17 protein-coding genes are annotated in these 16,136 nt (G+C 70.0%); 7 read left to right on the top strand and 10 right to left on the bottom strand.

The genetic code is table 11. From position 1 onward, the window contains the following. Positions 1 to 49: 49 nt before the first annotated feature. Together pobA and LG388_RS03750 are read left to right on the top strand one after the other, a co-directional pair. A complete protein-coding gene (gene pobA, locus LG388_RS03755) occupies positions 50 to 1,228 on the top strand; it encodes a 4-hydroxybenzoate 3-monooxygenase (RefSeq protein WP_225781486.1) in 1,179 nt (392 codons plus the stop codon). A gap of 268 nt (positions 1,229 to 1,496) precedes the next feature. Then, positions 1,497 to 1,847: an alpha/beta hydrolase gene (locus LG388_RS03750; protein WP_225781485.1), complete on the top strand. Its 351-nt coding sequence runs from the start codon at positions 1,497 to 1,499 to the stop codon at positions 1,845 to 1,847. 127 nt (positions 1,848 to 1,974) lie between these two features. On the opposite strand, the gene LG388_RS03745 is transcribed toward LG388_RS03750, so the two are convergent. Both LG388_RS03745 and LG388_RS03740 read right to left on the bottom strand, forming a co-directional pair. Next, positions 1,975 to 2,232: a DUF2789 domain-containing protein gene (locus LG388_RS03745; protein WP_225781484.1), complete on the bottom strand. Its 258-nt coding sequence runs from the start codon at positions 2,230 to 2,232 to the stop codon at positions 1,975 to 1,977. A gap of 182 nt (positions 2,233 to 2,414) precedes the next feature. Continuing rightward, on the bottom strand, positions 2,415 to 3,965 hold the full coding sequence (locus tag LG388_RS03740; RefSeq protein WP_225781814.1) for an MFS transporter: 1,551 nt from the start codon (positions 3,963 to 3,965) through the stop codon (positions 2,415 to 2,417). A gap of 101 nt (positions 3,966 to 4,066) precedes the next feature. Between LG388_RS03740 and LG388_RS03735 the strand changes: the two genes are divergently transcribed. Beyond that, positions 4,067 to 4,978, top strand: coding sequence for a LysR family transcriptional regulator (locus LG388_RS03735; protein WP_225781483.1), 912 nt, complete (start codon positions 4,067 to 4,069; stop codon positions 4,976 to 4,978). A gap of 69 nt (positions 4,979 to 5,047) precedes the next feature. On the opposite strand, the gene LG388_RS03730 is transcribed toward LG388_RS03735, so the two are convergent. Continuing rightward, on the bottom strand, positions 5,048 to 5,998 hold the full coding sequence (locus tag LG388_RS03730; protein ID WP_225781482.1) for a nucleotidyltransferase: 951 nt from the start codon (positions 5,996 to 5,998) through the stop codon (positions 5,048 to 5,050). Positions 5,999 to 6,162: 164 nt separating this feature from the next. Here LG388_RS03730 and LG388_RS03725 point away from each other — a divergent pair, with 164 nt between their 5' ends. Beyond that, a complete protein-coding gene (locus tag LG388_RS03725; RefSeq protein WP_225781481.1) occupies positions 6,163 to 6,996 on the top strand; it encodes a metallophosphoesterase in 834 nt (277 codons plus the stop codon). Positions 6,997 to 7,037: 41 nt separating this feature from the next. On the opposite strand, the gene LG388_RS03720 is transcribed toward LG388_RS03725, so the two are convergent. After that, complete coding sequence (locus LG388_RS03720; protein ID WP_225781480.1) at positions 7,038 to 7,310, bottom strand: hypothetical protein; 273 nt, start codon at positions 7,308 to 7,310, stop codon at positions 7,038 to 7,040. Positions 7,311 to 7,530: 220 nt separating this feature from the next. Between LG388_RS03720 and LG388_RS03715 the strand changes: the two genes are divergently transcribed. The 3 genes from LG388_RS03715 to LG388_RS03705 are packed head-to-tail and all read left to right on the top strand — an operon-like array spanning position 7,531 to position 10,032. Beyond that, the gene (locus tag LG388_RS03715; protein ID WP_225781813.1) at positions 7,531 to 8,352 is read left to right on the top strand and encodes a creatininase family protein; all 822 of its coding nucleotides are present in this window, start codon (positions 7,531 to 7,533) and stop codon (positions 8,350 to 8,352) included. Positions 8,353 to 8,383: 31 nt separating this feature from the next. Next, on the top strand, positions 8,384 to 9,577 hold the full coding sequence (locus LG388_RS03710; RefSeq protein WP_225781479.1) for an amidohydrolase family protein: 1,194 nt from the start codon (positions 8,384 to 8,386) through the stop codon (positions 9,575 to 9,577). Then, entirely contained in the window at positions 9,574 to 10,032 is a 459-nt protein-coding gene (locus LG388_RS03705; RefSeq protein WP_225781478.1) for a RidA family protein, read from the top strand. Before LG388_RS03710 ends, LG388_RS03705 begins: the two co-directional genes overlap by 4 nt. A gap of 27 nt (positions 10,033 to 10,059) precedes the next feature. Here the strand turns inward: LG388_RS03705 and LG388_RS03700 are convergent, their stop codons facing one another. The 6 genes from LG388_RS03700 to LG388_RS03675 form a co-directional block, all read right to left on the bottom strand. After that, a complete protein-coding gene (locus LG388_RS03700; RefSeq protein ID WP_225781477.1) occupies positions 10,060 to 10,782 on the bottom strand; it encodes a TetR family transcriptional regulator C-terminal domain-containing protein in 723 nt (240 codons plus the stop codon). Positions 10,783 to 10,869: 87 nt separating this feature from the next. Beyond that, the gene (locus LG388_RS03695) at positions 10,870 to 11,835 is read right to left on the bottom strand and encodes a PDR/VanB family oxidoreductase (RefSeq protein ID WP_225781476.1); all 966 of its coding nucleotides are present in this window, start codon (positions 11,833 to 11,835) and stop codon (positions 10,870 to 10,872) included. Between the two features lie 56 nt (positions 11,836 to 11,891). Beyond that, the gene (locus LG388_RS03690) at positions 11,892 to 12,911 is read right to left on the bottom strand and encodes an ABC transporter substrate-binding protein (RefSeq protein ID WP_225781475.1); all 1,020 of its coding nucleotides are present in this window, start codon (positions 12,909 to 12,911) and stop codon (positions 11,892 to 11,894) included. Positions 12,912 to 12,965: 54 nt separating this feature from the next. After that, positions 12,966 to 14,363: an FAD-binding oxidoreductase gene (locus LG388_RS03685; RefSeq protein ID WP_370630105.1), complete on the bottom strand. Its 1,398-nt coding sequence runs from the start codon at positions 14,361 to 14,363 to the stop codon at positions 12,966 to 12,968. Positions 14,364 to 14,417: 54 nt separating this feature from the next. Further along, on the bottom strand, positions 14,418 to 15,239 hold the full coding sequence (locus LG388_RS03680; protein ID WP_225781473.1) for an ABC transporter permease: 822 nt from the start codon (positions 15,237 to 15,239) through the stop codon (positions 14,418 to 14,420). A gap of 13 nt (positions 15,240 to 15,252) precedes the next feature. Further along, a complete protein-coding gene (locus tag LG388_RS03675) occupies positions 15,253 to 16,065 on the bottom strand; it encodes an ABC transporter ATP-binding protein (RefSeq protein WP_225781472.1) in 813 nt (270 codons plus the stop codon). Positions 16,066 to 16,136 lie beyond the last annotated feature (71 nt).

The raw sequence follows: 16,136 nt of genomic DNA, 5'->3' as shown, positions 1-16,136 counted from the left end.
ACTCGTTCACCGCGCACCAGCCCCTGGCGCGCCCTCGCGGAGACATCCCATGCGTACCCAAGTCGCCATCATCGGCGCCGGCCCCTCGGGCCTGCTGCTCGGCCAGCTGCTGCACCAGGCCGGCATCGACAACATCATCCTCGAGCGCCAGAGCGGCGACTACGTGCTGGGCCGCATCCGCGCGGGCGTGCTGGAACAGATCACCATGGACCTGCTGGCCGCCGCCGGCGTGGACCAGCGCGCGCGCGCCGAGGGCCTGCCGCACGACGGCATCGAGCTGCTGTTCAAGGGCCAGCGCCACCGCATCGACCTGCACGGCCTGTCGGGCGGCAAGCGCGTGACGGTGTACGGCCAGACGGAAGTGACGCGCGACCTGATGGAAGCGCGCGCCGCCGCGGGCCTTGTCACCGTCTACGAAGCCAAGGACGTGGCGCTGCACGACTTCGACGGCAGCCAGCCGCGCGTGACCTACGTGAAGGACGGCCAGGCCCACACGCTCCAGTGCGACTTCATCGCCGGCTGCGACGGCTACCACGGCATCAGCCGCCAGAGCGTGCCCGCGGGCGCGATCACCGAGTACGAGAAGGTCTACCCCTTCGGCTGGCTGGGCATCCTGGCCGATGTGCCGCCGGTTTCGCACGAACTGATCTACGCGAACACCGAACGCGGCTTCGCGCTGTGCAGCCAGCGCAGCGCCACGCGCAGCCGCTACTACGTGCAGTGCCGACTCGACGAAAAGGTGGAGGACTGGAGCGACGAGGCCTTCTGGAACGAGTTGCGCCTGCGCCTGGACCCGGAAGCGGCCGAGCGGCTGGTGACCGGCCCCTCGCTGGAAAAGAGCATCGCACCGCTGCGCAGCTTCGTGGCCGAGCCCATGCGCTTCGGCCGCCTGTTCCTGGCCGGCGATGCGGCCCACATCGTGCCGCCCACGGGCGCCAAGGGCCTGAACCTGGCGGCGTCCGACGTCGGCTACCTCTGGCATGCGCTGCGCGAGTACTACGGCGAGAAATCCAGCGCGGGCATCGACCACTACTCGGCCACCTGCCTGCGCCGCGTGTGGAAGGCCGAGCGCTTCTCCTGGTGGTTCACCTCGCTGATGCACAAGTTCCCGGACACCGGGACTTTCGGGCAGAAGATCCAGGAGGCCGAGTTGGACTACCTCGTGAAGTCACACGCGGCTTCGACTTCACTGGCGGAGAACTACGTCGGGCTGCCGGTGCAGTGGTAGGGCGGCACGCCGGCGGGCCCTGCCCTGCCCCGCCGGAACCGGGGCGGAATCCTGGAGGCCCGCTGCGGTTTGTCGGACGGCGCCGACGGATTGTTCACGCCGCCGAAACACCCTGTCTGCGAAAGCAAGGGTTTCTACCTAGCGCTTCGGCCCACAATTCATCCCACGGGCCAGCGATCCGTTTGAACGCCGACCCGAAGCGAAGCACCCGGCATGGCGCCGGCCTCGCTCCCGTCCAGACCGCGACCAAGAAGCCAGGAGTAGAACCATGAAGACCTCGAAGATTTTTGCCGTTGCTGCCCTTTCTTTCGCCGCCTTTGCCGGCGTGGCGCAAGCCGAGGAATACCAGGGCGTCACCGAATCCGTGTCGGCCCTGAGCCGCGCAGAAGTGCAGCAGCAGGCCGTCGCGGCCGCGCATGCCGCGAACCAGAACGTGCCCTCGTCGGCCATCCCGATGGGCTCGCTGGCCCAATCGCGCGACCGTGCGCTGGTGCAGGCCGAAGCCGTCGCCGCCGCCCATGACAGCACGCAGAACCTGCGCCGCGAATCCTTCGCCGGCAGCCAGATCCCGGCCCACCTGCAGCCGCAGGGCCAGGCCGCCCAGCAGGCCGCGCGCTGACCGCGCAACCGCCCTGCCCATGGGGCCCGGGCGGCGTCCGACCGCCCGCCCGGAAGAAAAGAACCCGGCCCGCGCACCAGCGCGGCCGGGTTCTTTTTCTTTTCTCAGGGCGGGTTGAGGCCGCCGCTCACAGGCCGGTCTGCTTCTTCACCGCGTCCTCGTGCAGGGATTCGTTGAGCTGGTCCACCACGATGGCCCAGGCCGCGTCGGCCTTGATCTGCTCGGCCAGGAACTGGCGCTGCGCGTCGTTCCAGTACGGCGCCTCGGCGATGTGCACCTCGGCCGGCAACTGGTGGGTGCGGATGAAATCGGCGATGGCCGCATCTCCGGCGTCCAGCCCCAGTTGCAGAAAGAGGTTGCTCATCCTCGGCTCGGCGGTGTTCATCGAATCGGATCCTTGCGATTGGCGTGAAAGGGGAAAGCGGGCCGGCGCTGCCTGCGTTCCACCCGGGGAGGACGCAGCCGCAGCGCGCGGAAACCGCAACTGTGCATTGTGCGCGCCCGCGCCTGGCCGGCGCCGGCCTGCACATCCCGGGCGCACGTCGGCCAACGCCGCGCCGGCGGCGCTCAGGCCTTGCAGGGCTCGGCCGCCCGCGCGCCCCGGGGCCGGCGCAGCACCGCCCAGCTGGCGGCAGCCGTCAGCCAGACGGCGACGGCACCGAACAGCATCACGGTGCCGAAGCCGTCGATGACGGCGGCTTGCAGCACGGACGCCGACACTTCCGAACCGCTCAGCGAGTGCGCCAGCGGCTGGGCGCCCGCCAGGTCGCCGCTGGCCAGCCGCTCGGCCAGGGCCCGCAGCTGCGGCGCATGAAGGCCTCCGGCCAGTGCTTCCTGCAGCGCCGCCGCAATGCCGGCCACCAGCACCCCGCCCATCAGGGCGATGTGGAGCGCCAGCGTGATCAGGCGCGCGCTCACATCCATGCCCGAGGCCATGCCTGCGCGCTCGGCCGGCACCGACGAGGTCGTCATGTTCGTCGCCGGCGTGGTGGTCAGGCCCAGGCCGATGCCGGCCACCAGCGCGCCGGGCAGCACGGTCCAGCCGCCCAGCCCGGCGAAGCTGCTGCCTACCTTCATGAGCGCGAAGCCCAGGCCGATGGTGAACAGCCCGGCCGGGATCACGGTGCGCGCCTGCCAGCGCAGCAGCAGCCACTGCGCGATCGGCGGCATCACGAGGAAGGGCACGGTGTAGACCAGCAGCGCCAGCCCGGTGGCCGGGGTGTCCCAGCCCAGCCCGGCCGTGAAATACAGCGGCAGGTAGACCATGAAGGGCCAGTAGCTGCAGTTCATGCCCACGCAGCCCAGGATGGCGCCCGAGAAGTCGCGGATGCGGAACACCGAGAAATCGAACATCGGGTGCGGGTGCCGGCGCTCCACCGCGACGAAGACGGCCAGGCTCAGCGCCGTGAGCGCGAGCAGGCCCAGCGCGGCCGGGCTCGCCCAGCCCAGGCTTTCGCCCTGCGTGATGAGCCAGCTGAGGCCCAGTACGGCCAGCGTCAGCGTCGCGATGCCAGCCATGTCCAGCCGTTGCGTCTGCGCCCGCGGATCGCGCGACTCGGCCACGCCGATGCGGATCAGCCCCAGGGTCAGCAGCGCCAACGGCGCATGCACCAGAAAGACCCAGTGCCAGCTGGCCAGCGCCACGATGGCGCCGCCCACGACGGGCCCGAAACCCAGGCCGATGCCGGCCACCACGCCCCAGACCGCGAAGGCCCGCGCCCGTGCCCGGCCCTCGGGAAACTGGTGCGACAGGATGGCGATGGAGCAGATGAACATCGCGCCGCCGGCCATGCCTTGCGCGAAGCGCGCCACGATCAGCGCCGGCATCTGCGGCGCCAGCCCGCACAGCAGCGAGGCGACGCCGAAGGCCAGCACGCTGATCTCGAACACGCGCCGGCGCCCGTAGCGGTCGGCCAGCGTGCCGGTGGCCATCAGCACCGTGGTGCAGGCGATGGTGTAGGCGTTCATGGTCCATTGCAGGTCCTGGAAGCCGGCCTGCAGCTGCGCCTCCAGCACCGGCAGGATGATGGGCACGCTGGAAATCTCCAGGCCGAACAGGAGGGCGGCGAGGCAGATGGCGGACAGCGCGAGGGCGGGATGGCGGGTGGACATGGACAGGTGGAGCAGCAGCGGGACGGCCATTCTCAAGACCGTTGAACCATGATGCAAATGATGAATTTCACTTCCATTCAGCAACCTTGTTCATTAATCTCGCGGCCATGAGCTACGACACCGGCCTGCTGCAGGCCTTCATGGCCGTGCACCAGGCCCAGGGCTTCACGCGCGCGGCGCAGCAGCTGAACCTCACGCAGTCGGCCGTGAGCCACCAGATCCGGCGGCTGGAGGAACTCGTGGGCCGCCCGCTGTTCCTGCGCACCACGCGCAGCCTGCGCCTGACGGCCGACGGCGAGGACTTCCTGCGCCTAGCGCAGCGAATCCTGCAGGCGCAGGAGGCGCTGGCGCGGCATTTCCGCTGCTCGCCGATCGAAGGCACCGTGCGCTTCGGCGTGCCCGAGAGCTTCATGCGCGAGGGCCTGCCGCAGTTGCTGCGCCAGTTCGCACGCCGCTGCCCCAAGGTGCGGCTGGAGGTCAGCGTGGGCCTCACGCTGGACCTGGGCAGCCTGGTGCGCGAGCGCGAACTCGACCTGGCCGTGGTGGTGGCGCCGCCGGGCGCCGTGCCGGGCCGGCTGCTGCAGCGCCAGCCCCTGGTGTGGGCCGCGGCGGAGGGCTTCGCCTGGTCGCGCGCGGACTCGCTGCCGCTGGCCTATTCGCCGCCGCCCTGCGTGTGTCGCCAGATCGCCGTCGATGCGCTGCACCAGGCCGGCCTCGCCTGGCATGCGGCCTTCAGTTCGCACAGCCTGCACGACCTGCGCGCAGTCGCGCTGAGCGGCCTGGCGGTGGCTCCGCTCACGCGCGACAACCTGCGACCGGGCATGGTGGTGCTGGGCGAACAGCACGGCATGCCGCCGCTGCCCCACCTGGACTTCACGCTGGTCTACGGCGAGGACACCGCGGGCCGGCAGGCGCCGGCCGTGCGCGAACTGGGGCGGCTCATCGAACAGGCGGCCTGGCCGCAGGAGCACCAGGCGACGCGGGCGCCTGGCCGCGCGGCGGCCGCGGCGGCCACCTGAGCGTGGTGAACGCCGCCCTGGCCGGCGAAAGCGGGGCATGCCCGCGCCGGCTTTTCTCTCTTTTCTCTTTCACGCGCCCCGGCCTGTCGGGCGGTCCGCCAGCAGCAGCCGCGCCACCTGCGGCGCGGGGGGCGCGCCGGCGGGCGGCACCGGCGGCTCGGCGGCCTTCCTGTCCCCGATGGCCTGCGTCCAGGCCTGGACGTCGTCCGCCGTCATGGTGCTGGTGGAGGCCAGGCGGGCGTCCACATAACCCTGGGAAACGTCATGCAGGTACTGTTCGCGCGACAGCAGCGTGCCGGCGCACACTGCCATGTCGGCGCGCGGCGGCGCGCCCTGCTCCTCGTGCAGCCGGCCCAGCAGCTGCGCCATCACCCAGCCCGGCACATGGTGCCGCTCGCCGGGGTAGATGTAGCCGAACAGGGTCAGGTGCGCGAGCAGCACGCGCCAGTGCGGGCCGAAGCGCGCGAGCACGCGCTCCCAGTCCATCCGCTCGGCGCAGGCCTGCAGCAGATGCGCGACGTCGCCGCCGTCGTAGCGCTCGCGCTCCATGATGAAGGCCTTGGACATGAGCGCGTCCTCGGCCTTCATCACGCGCACCGGCACGCCCAGCAACTGCGCCTGGCCATTGCCGCGGAACCAGTCCTCGTCCACGGGCGCGAGGCCGTTGCCGGAATTGAAAATCAGGTCAATGAAGGCCGCGCCGTCGCCGTCCTGGTCCGAGCCATGCACCTTGGCCAGCCAGTGGGGGTGCGTCAGCATGCAGCGCCAGCCTTGCCGTTCGTGCAGCAGCTGCGCGATGCGATCGAAATCGGTGCGGCGGATGAACAGGTCCAGGTCCGCCGTGGCGCGGCAAATGCCCGTGAGGTAGGCCAGCGCGAAGGTGCCGCCGAGCACGAAGGGCACGCCGGCCTCGTGCAGCGTGCGCAGGGCCGGGCCGTAGAAGGGCGCCATCCACGGCTCAACCATCGCGTCGAGCGAGGCGGGCGCCGGACAGGAAGCTGGGACGGGAAGGGCTGGCATGGCGGCACGCTAAGGCGCGGCGCACGGCCCGGCCCGGCGTCAAGCGCTGCACCGGCGGTCGGCCGGCACCTACAGGCAGGGCGGGGCCGGGCCGATCAGCCGCCCCGGCGCACCGGTGCAGGCTTGCCGCATCGTCCATCGCCACGGCTGCCCGCCTTCGCTCCATGCCCGCCCCCAAGTCCTCCACCCATGTGCGCTTCGCCGCGGTCGGCGACATCCACGTCCACAAGGATTCGGCCGGCACCTTGCGCAGCTTTTTCGCCCAGATCGCCGACGAGGCCGACGTGCTGCTGCTGTGCGGCGACCTGACCGATTACGGCACGGCCGAGGAGGCGCAGGTGCTGTCGGGCGAGCTGGGCACGGAGGCCATCCCGACGGTGGCGGTGCTGGGCAACCACGATTTCGAGTCGGGCACGCCCGAAGTGGTGGTTCGGGCGCTGAAGCAGTCGGGCGTGCAGGTGCTCGACGGCGAGGCCTGCGAGATCGAGGGCGTGGGCATCGCGGGCGTGAAAGGCTTCGCGGGCGGCTTCGGCCGCGCCTCGCTGGGCGCCTGGGGCGAGCCGGCGATCAAGCACTTCGTGCAGGAGGCGCTCAACGAGGCGATGAAGCTGGAATCGGCCCTGGCCAAATTGCGCACGCGCCGGCGCATCGCGCTGCTGCATTACGCGCCGGTGGTGGGCACGGTGGAAGGCGAGCCGATGGAGATCTTTCCCTTTCTGGGCAGCAGCCGGCTGGAGGAGCCGCTGCTGCGCTACCCCATCGACGCGGTGTTCCACGGCCATGCGCATCGGGGCACCCTCGAGGGGCGCACGATGAACGGCGTGCCTGTCTTCAACGTGGCCAAGCCACTGCTGCAGCGCACGCGGCCCGAGCAGCCGCCCTTTTTCCTGTACGAGGTGCCGCGCGAGGCGCCGGCCGATCAGGCGGGCGGGCCGCCAGACGGTGGCCGCCCGGCTGCTTCAGCGTCACACGCGGGCCCGCCCGACATGCCGCACTGAGCGGAGGGCCGGGCACCGCCGAGGCGCTGAGGCGCGCGGGCTCAGCGGTCGCGGTGGCTCTGGTTCGTGGGGTCGGTGCTCGGCGCCGGGTCGAGGTTCTCGTGCAGGTTGAACGAGTCGGAGTCGTCGTGCCGCGCCGATTCGGCATCCTGGCGCTTGTGCGACATCGCTTCGGGATTCGCCGGTTCGGACACCTCCTCGCCCACGGCGTTGCGCTGGGTCGAGAACTTCTCGGCCGCGCCGATGTTGCCCACGGTGCCGTCGGTGGTCGGGCGGGATCCGTCGCCGCTGCTCAGAATGTTGGACTCGGACATGGAAAGCTCCTTGAAAAGAGGGTCGGCCCGGGCAAGCGCGCTCGCCCGAAAACACCACCCTATGCATCCGGCCCGCGCAAGGTGTAGGAATGCACCCGGAACTGTCCGAGGAAGGCGGGTCGCCCGACGCGATCGCCCAGCGGCGCAGTCGGATGTGGGTTGGTCCCGATCCCAATTCTTGACCGTTTGGATAAATTTAGACCGTCCCCACCCCAAGGCCCTGTTCCCCATGAAACTGCGCACACGCTACTGGTCCGACCTGACGAGCGAGGAGTTCTCGCGGCTCGACCGGGAACGCCTCATCGCCGTGCTGCCCGTCGGCGCCACCGAGCAGCACGGCCCGCACCTGCCCATGTCCACCGACACGGCCACCATCGACGCCATGGTGCAGGCCAGCCTGCCGCATCTGCCCGACGACCTGCCTGTGCTCTTCCTGCCCACCGTGCCCTACGGCAAGAGCAACGAGCATTCGCGCTACCCGGGCACGCTCACGGTGTCGGCCAGCACGCTGATCGCGCTGTGGATGGAGATTGGCGCCTGCGTGGCCCGCGCGGGCGTGCGCAAGCTGGTGCTCTACAACAGCCATGGCGGCCAGATGGCGCCCATGGACATCGTGGCGCGCGACCTGCGCGAGCAGCAGCAGATGATGGTGGTGGCGGCCAACTGGTACACGCTGGGCCTGCCGAGCGGCCTGTTCACCGAGGAGGAGGGCCGCCACGGCATCCATGCGGGCGACCTGGAGTCCTCGATCATGATGCACGTGACGCCCGACGACGTGCAGCGCGACCAGCTGCGCAACTTCCCGTCGATGACGCAGCAGCTCGCGGCCGAGAACCAGTTCCTGTCGATCACGCCCAGTGGCAAGCTGGGCTGGCAGATGCACGACATCAACCCCTGGGGCGCGGCCGGCGATGCCTCGCGCGCCAGCGCCGACAAGGGGGCCGCTGTGCTCGACCATGTGGGCCGCCGCTTCGTGCAGCTGCTGCAGGAGGTGGACCGCTTCCCGCTCGCGCGCCTGGCCAACGAGCCCGCGTGGAAATGAGCGTGTGCTTCCAGCGCCAGAGGGCCCGCGCATGGAACTGAAGGCGCTGCACATTCCGCGCGTGCTGCGCGGCTTTGACGCGGGCGCGGACCAGGTTTTCGACCTCCGACTGCAGGACGGCCGCATCGCATCCATCCGCCCCAGCGCCGAAGCCGCGCGGGGCCTGCTGCTGAGCGCGCCGGTCGAGGCGCATGCGCACATCGACAAGAACTACACAGTCGAAGAGACGGGCGGCGCACAGGGCGACCTGTTCAGCGCCATCCGCCGCATGGAAGTGCACCGCGCAAGCTGGAACGGTGCCACCCTGCAGCCACGCATGGAGCGTGCGCTGCAGGAAGCCTGGCGTTTCGGCACGCGCGCGCTGCGCACGCACCTGGACTGGGGCCGGCCCGAGGCGCCCGCCTCGCTGGCCGTGCTGGAAGCGCTGCGCGACGCCTGGCGGGGCCGCATCGAGCTGCAGTTCGTCGCGCTCACGCCGCTGGATGTGTACGCCGACGAGGACGCGGGCGCGCGCATCGCGCGCGAGGTGCAGCGCGCCCAGGGGGTGCTGGGCGCCTTCGTGTACCGCAATGCCGATCTGGCGCCCAAGCTGCGGCGCGTCTTCGCGCTGGCCGTGCAGCACGGGCTGCGGCTGGACTTCCACGTGGACGAAGGCCTGGACGTGGAAGCGCGCGGCCTGCGGCAGATCGCCGAACTGACGCTGGAGCATGGCCTGCAGGGCCGCGTGGTCTGCGGCCATGCCTGCTCGCTCTCGGTGCAGCCCGACGACGAAGCGCTGGAGACGCTCGCGCTCTGCGCACGTGCCGGCCTGCACCTGATCGCGCTGCCCAGCACCAACCTATACCTGCAGGGCGCCTGGGACCGCACGCCGGTGCAGCGCGGCCTCACGCGCCTTCACGAGGCGCGCGCCGCGGGCCTGGGCCTGAGCCTGGCCACCGACAACGTGCAGGACGCCTTCTACCCCTACGGCGGCTACGACCTGCTCGACACCTTCGCGCTGGGCGTGCAGGCCGCGCACCTGGCGCCGGCGCTGGACTGGATCGACACCGTCACCATGGGCCCCGCGCAAGCGCTGGGCCTGGACTGGGACGGCCGCCTGCACGAAGGCGCGCCGGCCGACCTGCTGTGGCTGCAGGCCCGCCACGAATACGAACTGATCGGCCCGCGTGGCCGCGCGCGCCGGGTGATCCGTGCCGGGCGCCTGCTGGAGGAGATGCACCCATGAGCACCGGCGCCCCCATGGCCCGCTACGCCGCCGCGAAACGCGTGGGCGATTTCGTCTTCATGAGCGGCGTGGTCGCCACCAACCCGGCCACCCGCAGCGCCGTGCGCCACTACGACGAGCTGCCCGAACACGCCCGCAGCGCCCTCCAGGGCCTGGGCTATGCCACGGGCCAGATGTCGGTCGACGTGTTCGAGTCGGCCATCGTGGCGCAGAGCTGGTGCGTGCTCGAGCGCATCCGCGAACTGGCCGCCGCCCATGGCGGCACGATGGACGACGTGTTCAAGCTGGTGCAGTACTTCCGCCACCTGCGCGACTACGCGCCCTACAACCGCGTGCGCGGCCTGTTCTACCCCGGCGAGCCGCCCGTGAGCACAGTGGTGGAGGTGTCGCGCTTCCTGCCCGGCGACGAGGTGCTGGTCGAGGTCGAGGCCACGATGTACCTGCCGCAGCGCTGAAGGCGGCGGCCGGGACCGCAGCGGGGTTCAGTCCGGCGCGCGGACCGGCACGGCCGGCTCCAGGCCCGCGGCGCGGAAGATCTGCAGCGTCACTTCCTGGATCAGCCGCTCGCGGCCCTCGGCGCTGTCCAGCTCGCCGGGCATGAACAGGTGCACCTGCTGCGCCTGGTCGGCATAGAACTGGGTGATGGCCCAGAGGTGGAACAGAAAGAGCAGCGGCTCCACCGGCGCCATGAGCCCGCGCTGGATCCAGTGGCGGATCACCGAATCGGCCTGCCAGGTGCGCCGGCCGCTGTTGCCGCCCATGAGCGCGAGCGCCACCGGTCCGCCGCGCATCATCTCGGCCGCGAAGATGCGCGAGCGCAGCGGCTCCTCGAAGGAGAAGTTCATCTTGCGCCGGATGTAGTCGCCCAGCACCTTGCGCGGGCCCTGGGCCTCGTCCTCGTAGCCGAAGACCGCGACCCAGTCGTCGAGGATGTTCTGCAGCACCTCGCGGTACAGCGCGTCCTTGGTGTCGATGTAGTAGTGCAGCTGCGCCTTCGACAGGCCGGCGCGGTCGGCGATGGCCTGCGTGGTCGCGCCTGCCGCGCCTTCGGCCGCGAAGACCTCGATGGCCGCCGCGTGGATCTGCTCCATCACCAGCGCGTACTTGCGCGCGCGGCCGCGCTGCGATGGCTGCGCCTCGGCGGCCAATGCGGGGCTGGAGGGCGCAGCCTCCTCGGCGGCGGGTGGGCGCTTCGCGCGGGTCATGCGGGGTGGGTCGGAAGGCGGAAGAACAACAGGCGGGAGAAGAAGGAGGAAGGCGAAGGAAGGCCGCGGCGCCGCAGCCCCGGCATGCTAGATGTGAAGGGCCAGCTCCTCGCCCCGCGCGCGCGAGCAGCACAGCGCCACCTTGTGCCGGCGCTCGCTGCCGCTCAGGCAGAAATCGCGGTGCTCGGCCGTTTCGCCTTCTGCCGGCACCACGCAGGTGCCGCACAGGCCCTGCTGGCAGGACACAGGAATGTCGATGCCCACGTCGTGCAACGCCTCCACGGCCGTCTGCTCGCCCGCCACCGGCACGCGGATGCCCCGCTGCAGCAGGTTCAGCATGAAAGGCTTGCCGGAGGTGGCCACCCCACCGTCGGGCGCGGCGAAGTACTCGGCATGGATGTTGTCTTCCGGCCAGCCCTTGGCCGCGTCGCGCACGGCCTGCATGAAGCCGGCCGGACCGCACAGGTACAGGTGCGTGCCCGGGGCGGGCGCGGCCAGCAGTTCGGGCAGCGACAGTTTCTGCGCGGGCGTGCCGCCCTCGTCGAAATGCAGGCGCACATGCGGCGCCAGCGCGCTGTCGCGCAGCGATCCGGCGAAGGCCAGGTGCTCGGGACTGCGCGCGAACACGCACAGCGTGAAGCGCTCGCCGCGCGCGGCCAGGGTCTGGGCCATGGCCAGCAGCGGCGTCATGCCGATGCCGCCTGCCAGCAGCAGGTGATGCGCCGCGCCTTCGGCCAGCGCGAAGGTGTTGCGCGGCTCGCCCACGGGCAGCAGGTCGCCTTCGCGCAGGCGGCCGTGCACGGAGGCCGAGCCGCCGCGGCTCGCGCTCTCGCGCTTGACGCCGATCACATAGCGATTGCCCGCCACGTGCGGCGCCTGTGCCAGCGAGTACTGGCGCGAAAAGCCCCCCGGCAGGTGCAGGTCGATGTGCGCGCCGGCTTCGTAGGCCGGCAGCGCGCGGCCCCAGGGGTGGGTCAGCTCCACGCCGAGGATTTCGGGCGTCTCGCGCGTGAGGCGCGAGACGCGCAGGGTCAGGATGCGCGTCTGGGTCATGGGCTCTTCACCGCTACGTCATCGCAGGGCGCGGGCCCTGCGTCACTCTCACTCTTTCACTTGCCGCCGGTCAGCTGCTTGCGCAGGTCCAGGCCGGCGCCCTTGTTGACGAACTGCGTCGTGAAGCTCGCCTCGGGGTTGATCTGGCCGGCCGTGAACAGGCCGGCGTCCACGGTCTTCCTGTGGAAGTCCTTGATGCGCTCGGCATTGAGTGCGCCGATGCCCTGGGTGAGCGCATCGCCGCTGTCGATGTGCTCGCGCAGGATGGGGATGGACTTGGCCGTGTACTCGGGCGTGATGTCGGGGTTGGCCTCGCGGATCAGCTTGTCGGCCGCCGAGCGGTCGCCGTACAGGTAGTTGTACCAGCCGATGTTGCTGGCCTCGATGAAGCGGCGAACGACCTCGGGCTTCTTTTCCACCAGGTCCTTGCGGGTCTCGATCAGCATGCCGTAGGTGGACCAGCCCGCATCGGCCAGCGAGAAGCTCAGCGGCTTGAAGCCGGCCTGCGCCTCGACCGAGATCGGCTCCGAGGTCGCGTAGCCCTGCTGCACCGCCTTCTTGTCGGCCAGGAACTGCGACAGGCTGAAGTTGTAGGGCCGCACCTGCTCGTCGCGGAAGCCGTGCGCCTTCTTCATCCACTGGAAGTAGCTGATCTGGCCGTCCTTGGCCATCAGGATGGTCGGTGCCTTGGTCAGGTCGGAGAACTTCTCGTAGCCCTGCCCCGGATGCGCGATCAGGATCTGCGGGTCTTTCTGGAAGTAGGCCGCCACCACCACCGTGGGCACGCCGGCCTTCAGGTTGTCGAAGGGCAGCAGCAGGTTGCCGCTCATGAGGAAGTCCACGCGGCCGGCCGGCAGCATGGGCCGGTTGTTGACCTGCGGGCCGCCCTGCTGGATGGTGACGTCCAGCCCGTACTTCTTGTAGGTGCCGTCGGCCAGCGCCTGGTAGAAGCCGCCGTGGCCCGGCTGCGCCCGCCAGTTGGTGGCGAAAGTCACCTTGTCCTGCGCCGACGCGAGGCCCGCGAGCGCGGCCATGGCAACACCGATGCCCAGGCCCAGAAACAGCTTCTTGCTCATGTCCACTCCAGTTGATCAAGGGGTGAGGAAACAGAAAAAGAGGAGGTTCCTCTCTCAATCGAGGCGCGCCATCTCGGGCCGCCAGCCGCGCGTCTTACCCGGGTTCATCAGGCCCATCGGGTCGCTGCGCTTCTTGAATTCGATCTGCTGGTCGTCGATCGCCTTCATGCCGCCTTCTTCGATGGTCACCACATGCGGGTTGAAGATCTGGCAGCCGCCCTGCGATTCGATCTCGCGGATCACTTCGTACTGGTGCTCGATGCCTTTCCAGCGCACCAGCAGGATACCGAAGGTGCCGAACTCGCCCCCGGCGCGCGCGAAGTCCTGGTGCTGCAGCACGTCGTCGCCAAAGATGTCCAGGTGCCGCTGCACCACGGCCGGGTCGAAGGGTTGCGCATAAGCCACCTGCAGGTAGGTCCAGCTGCGGTCCACCTTCAGCGCCTGCAGCGTGGTGTGGTTGTAGGCGCACTCGTAGGCCGGCGGCAGGCCAGCATCGATCAATTCCTGCTCGGTGCCGCAGACCGAGATCTCGCCGCCCATGCGCGCGGCCAGTTCCCGCAGCGCCGGCATCGACCCGGGCGCCACCATGGTGAACACCGCATGACGGTCCGGCGGGAACTTGTCGCCCATGCTCGTGTAGTAGGGCGCAAAGCGCGCCTCCACGGTGGAGAGCAGGAACAGGTCCAGATCGGGCGTGCTGCCCGCGCAGCCGAAGTCCAGCGCGCCGCGGTAGGTGGGGAAGAGCACGGTGGTGTGCAGCCATTCCACGTGCGGGTTCAGCGCCACTTCCACGTCCAGGATCACGCCGTTGGTGCCGAAGGCGTGCTGCACCTGCTGGATCTCGTCGCCCACCAGCTCGATGATGCGCGGCTCCTTTTCAACCGTCATCACGCGCGCGCGCAGCATGTTGCCGGGGTCGCGCAGGATGCCGTTGCGCATCGAGCCGATGCCGCCGAAGCCGCCCGAAATGAAACCGCCGATGGAGGCGACATGCCAGGTCGAGGGCCACATGCGCAGGCCCTGCCCCGTTTCGCGCGCGGCCATCTCGATGTCGTACATGCGCGCGCCGGCCTGGGCGCGCACGCGGCCGGGCTGAATGTCGAGCACGCGCGCCAAACCGCTCACGTCCATCACGATGCCGCCGTTGAGCGGCACGCACTGGCCGTAGTTGCCGGTGCCGCCCGCGCGCACCGTGAGCGGCAGCCGGTGCCGCGCCACGACCTGCGCCACCTGGCGCACGTCCTCCTCGGTGCCCACGCGCACGACCAGGTCGGCCACGCAGTCGGCCAGGTACTGCGAGAGCACCGGGCTGTACCAGAAGAAGTCCTTCGACAGCTGCCGGCGCTGCGGCAGCCGCGTGATGACGTCCAGGCCCTGCAGCTCGGCCTGCACCTGGGCCCAGTCCACATGCGCCAGCGGATGCGCGAAGCCGGCATGGCCGGTGGGCGGCATGGCGGGAATGGCGGCACCCGCCGCGGCGGAATCAATGACTTGCTCGTTCATGGCTCAGCCCTCGCGCCGCATCTCGCTCTCGTGCCAGTGGCCCAGCACCATCTTGGAGAGCACCGCGAACACCAGGAAGATCACCACGCCCAGGATGGACACCAGGAACAGGGCCGCGAACATCATCGGGATCTCGGTGCGGAAGCTCGATTCGAGGATGCGCGAAGCCAGCCCGGTTTCGCGGCCCGCCGTGCCGGCCGTGAACTCGGCCACCACCGCGCCGATCAGCGCCAGGCCGCCGGCGATCTTCAGGCCCGCCATGAAGTAGGGCGTGGCGCTGGGCACCAGCAGGTAGCGAAAGCGTTGCCAGGGCGAAGCCTCGTAGAGCTGGAACAGGTCGCGCAGGTTGCTGTCCGCGCTCTTGAGCCCGATCACCGTGTTCGACAGGATGGGGAAGAAGGCCACCAGCCAGGCGCACAGCAGCAGCGCGGCCGTGGTGTTGGACACATAGATCAGGATCAGCGGCGCGATGGCCACGATGGGCGTGACCTGCAGCACCACGGCGATGGGGAAGAAGCCGATCTCCACCCAGCGGAACAGCGCGAAGGCGATGGCCAGCAGCACGCCGCCCACGATGGCGGCGATCAGCGCCAGCAGGGTGAGCTTGATGGTGAACCACAGCGCGGGCCACAGCGTGGCCCAGTTGTCGACCAGCGTGCGCCAGATCAGCGAGGGCGCGGGCAGGATGTAGTGCGGAATCTCCTGCAGCCGCACCAGCAGCTCCCAGCCGATGAGCAGGGCGCCGATGATGAGGGCAGGGATGACGATGCGCGCCGTGGTCTCGCGGCTGCGCATCTTGCGTTGGTGGGCGTCGAGGTTGCTCATGATGACGGCCCGCTCAGTGGTCGATGTCCTGGCCGCCCAGCGCGCCGTGCAGCGATTGCTGCACAGCCATGCAGTGCTGGTTGTAGCGGCTGGAGGTGCGGAATTCCTCGCCGCGCGGATAGGGCTCGTCCACCACGATCTGCTCGATCACGCGGCCCGGGCGCGCGGCCATCACGACGATGCGACTGGACAGGTAGACCGACTCGTAGACGCTGTGGGTGACGAAGATCACCGAGAAGCGGTGCTCGCGCCAGATGGCCAGCAGGTCGTTGTTGAGCTTGATGCGCGTCATCTCGTCGAGCGCGGCGAAGGGCTCGTCCATCAGCAGCAGGCGCGGCTGCGTGACCAGCGCGCGGGCGATGGACACGCGCATCTTCATGCCGCCCGAGAGCTCGCGCGGGTACACGTCGGCGAAGCGCGACAGGCCCACCATCTCCAGCACCTGCTGGATCACGGGCGCGGCGGCGTCGCGGCTCACGCCGGCCAGCTTGAGCGGCAGCCAGACGTTGTCGAAGACCTTGGCCCAGGGCATCAGCGTGGGCTCCTGGAACACGAAGCCCAGCGCGCGCTGGCCGGCCGCCGGCGGCGGGCGCTGCGGCCAGTCGAGCGTGCCGCTGCTGATGCGCGTGAGGCCGGCCACCAGGCGCAGCGCCGTGCTCTTGCCGCAGCCCGAGGGGCCCAGGAAGCTGATGAACTCGTGGTCGCCGCAGTCCAGCGACATGCCTTCCAGCGCCAGCGTGCCGTTCGGGAAGCGCTTGGACACGTTGCGCATCTGGAACAGGGGCGGCGATGACGCGGCGGCGGGGGGCGACAGGGTCGTGGACATGGCGGGCAAGCGTGGGACAAACAGAGAAAGAAGAAGGCGCTCAGAAGGTGTGAATGAATCCCGCGTGGCCG

This window comes from Xenophilus sp. Marseille-Q4582, assembly GCF_916700565.1.
Taxonomy (GTDB): Bacteria; Pseudomonadota; Gammaproteobacteria; order Burkholderiales; family Burkholderiaceae_C; genus Xenophilus.
Note: the sequence above shows the minus strand (reverse complement) of the source record. Positions and strands in the feature narration are given on the sequence as shown.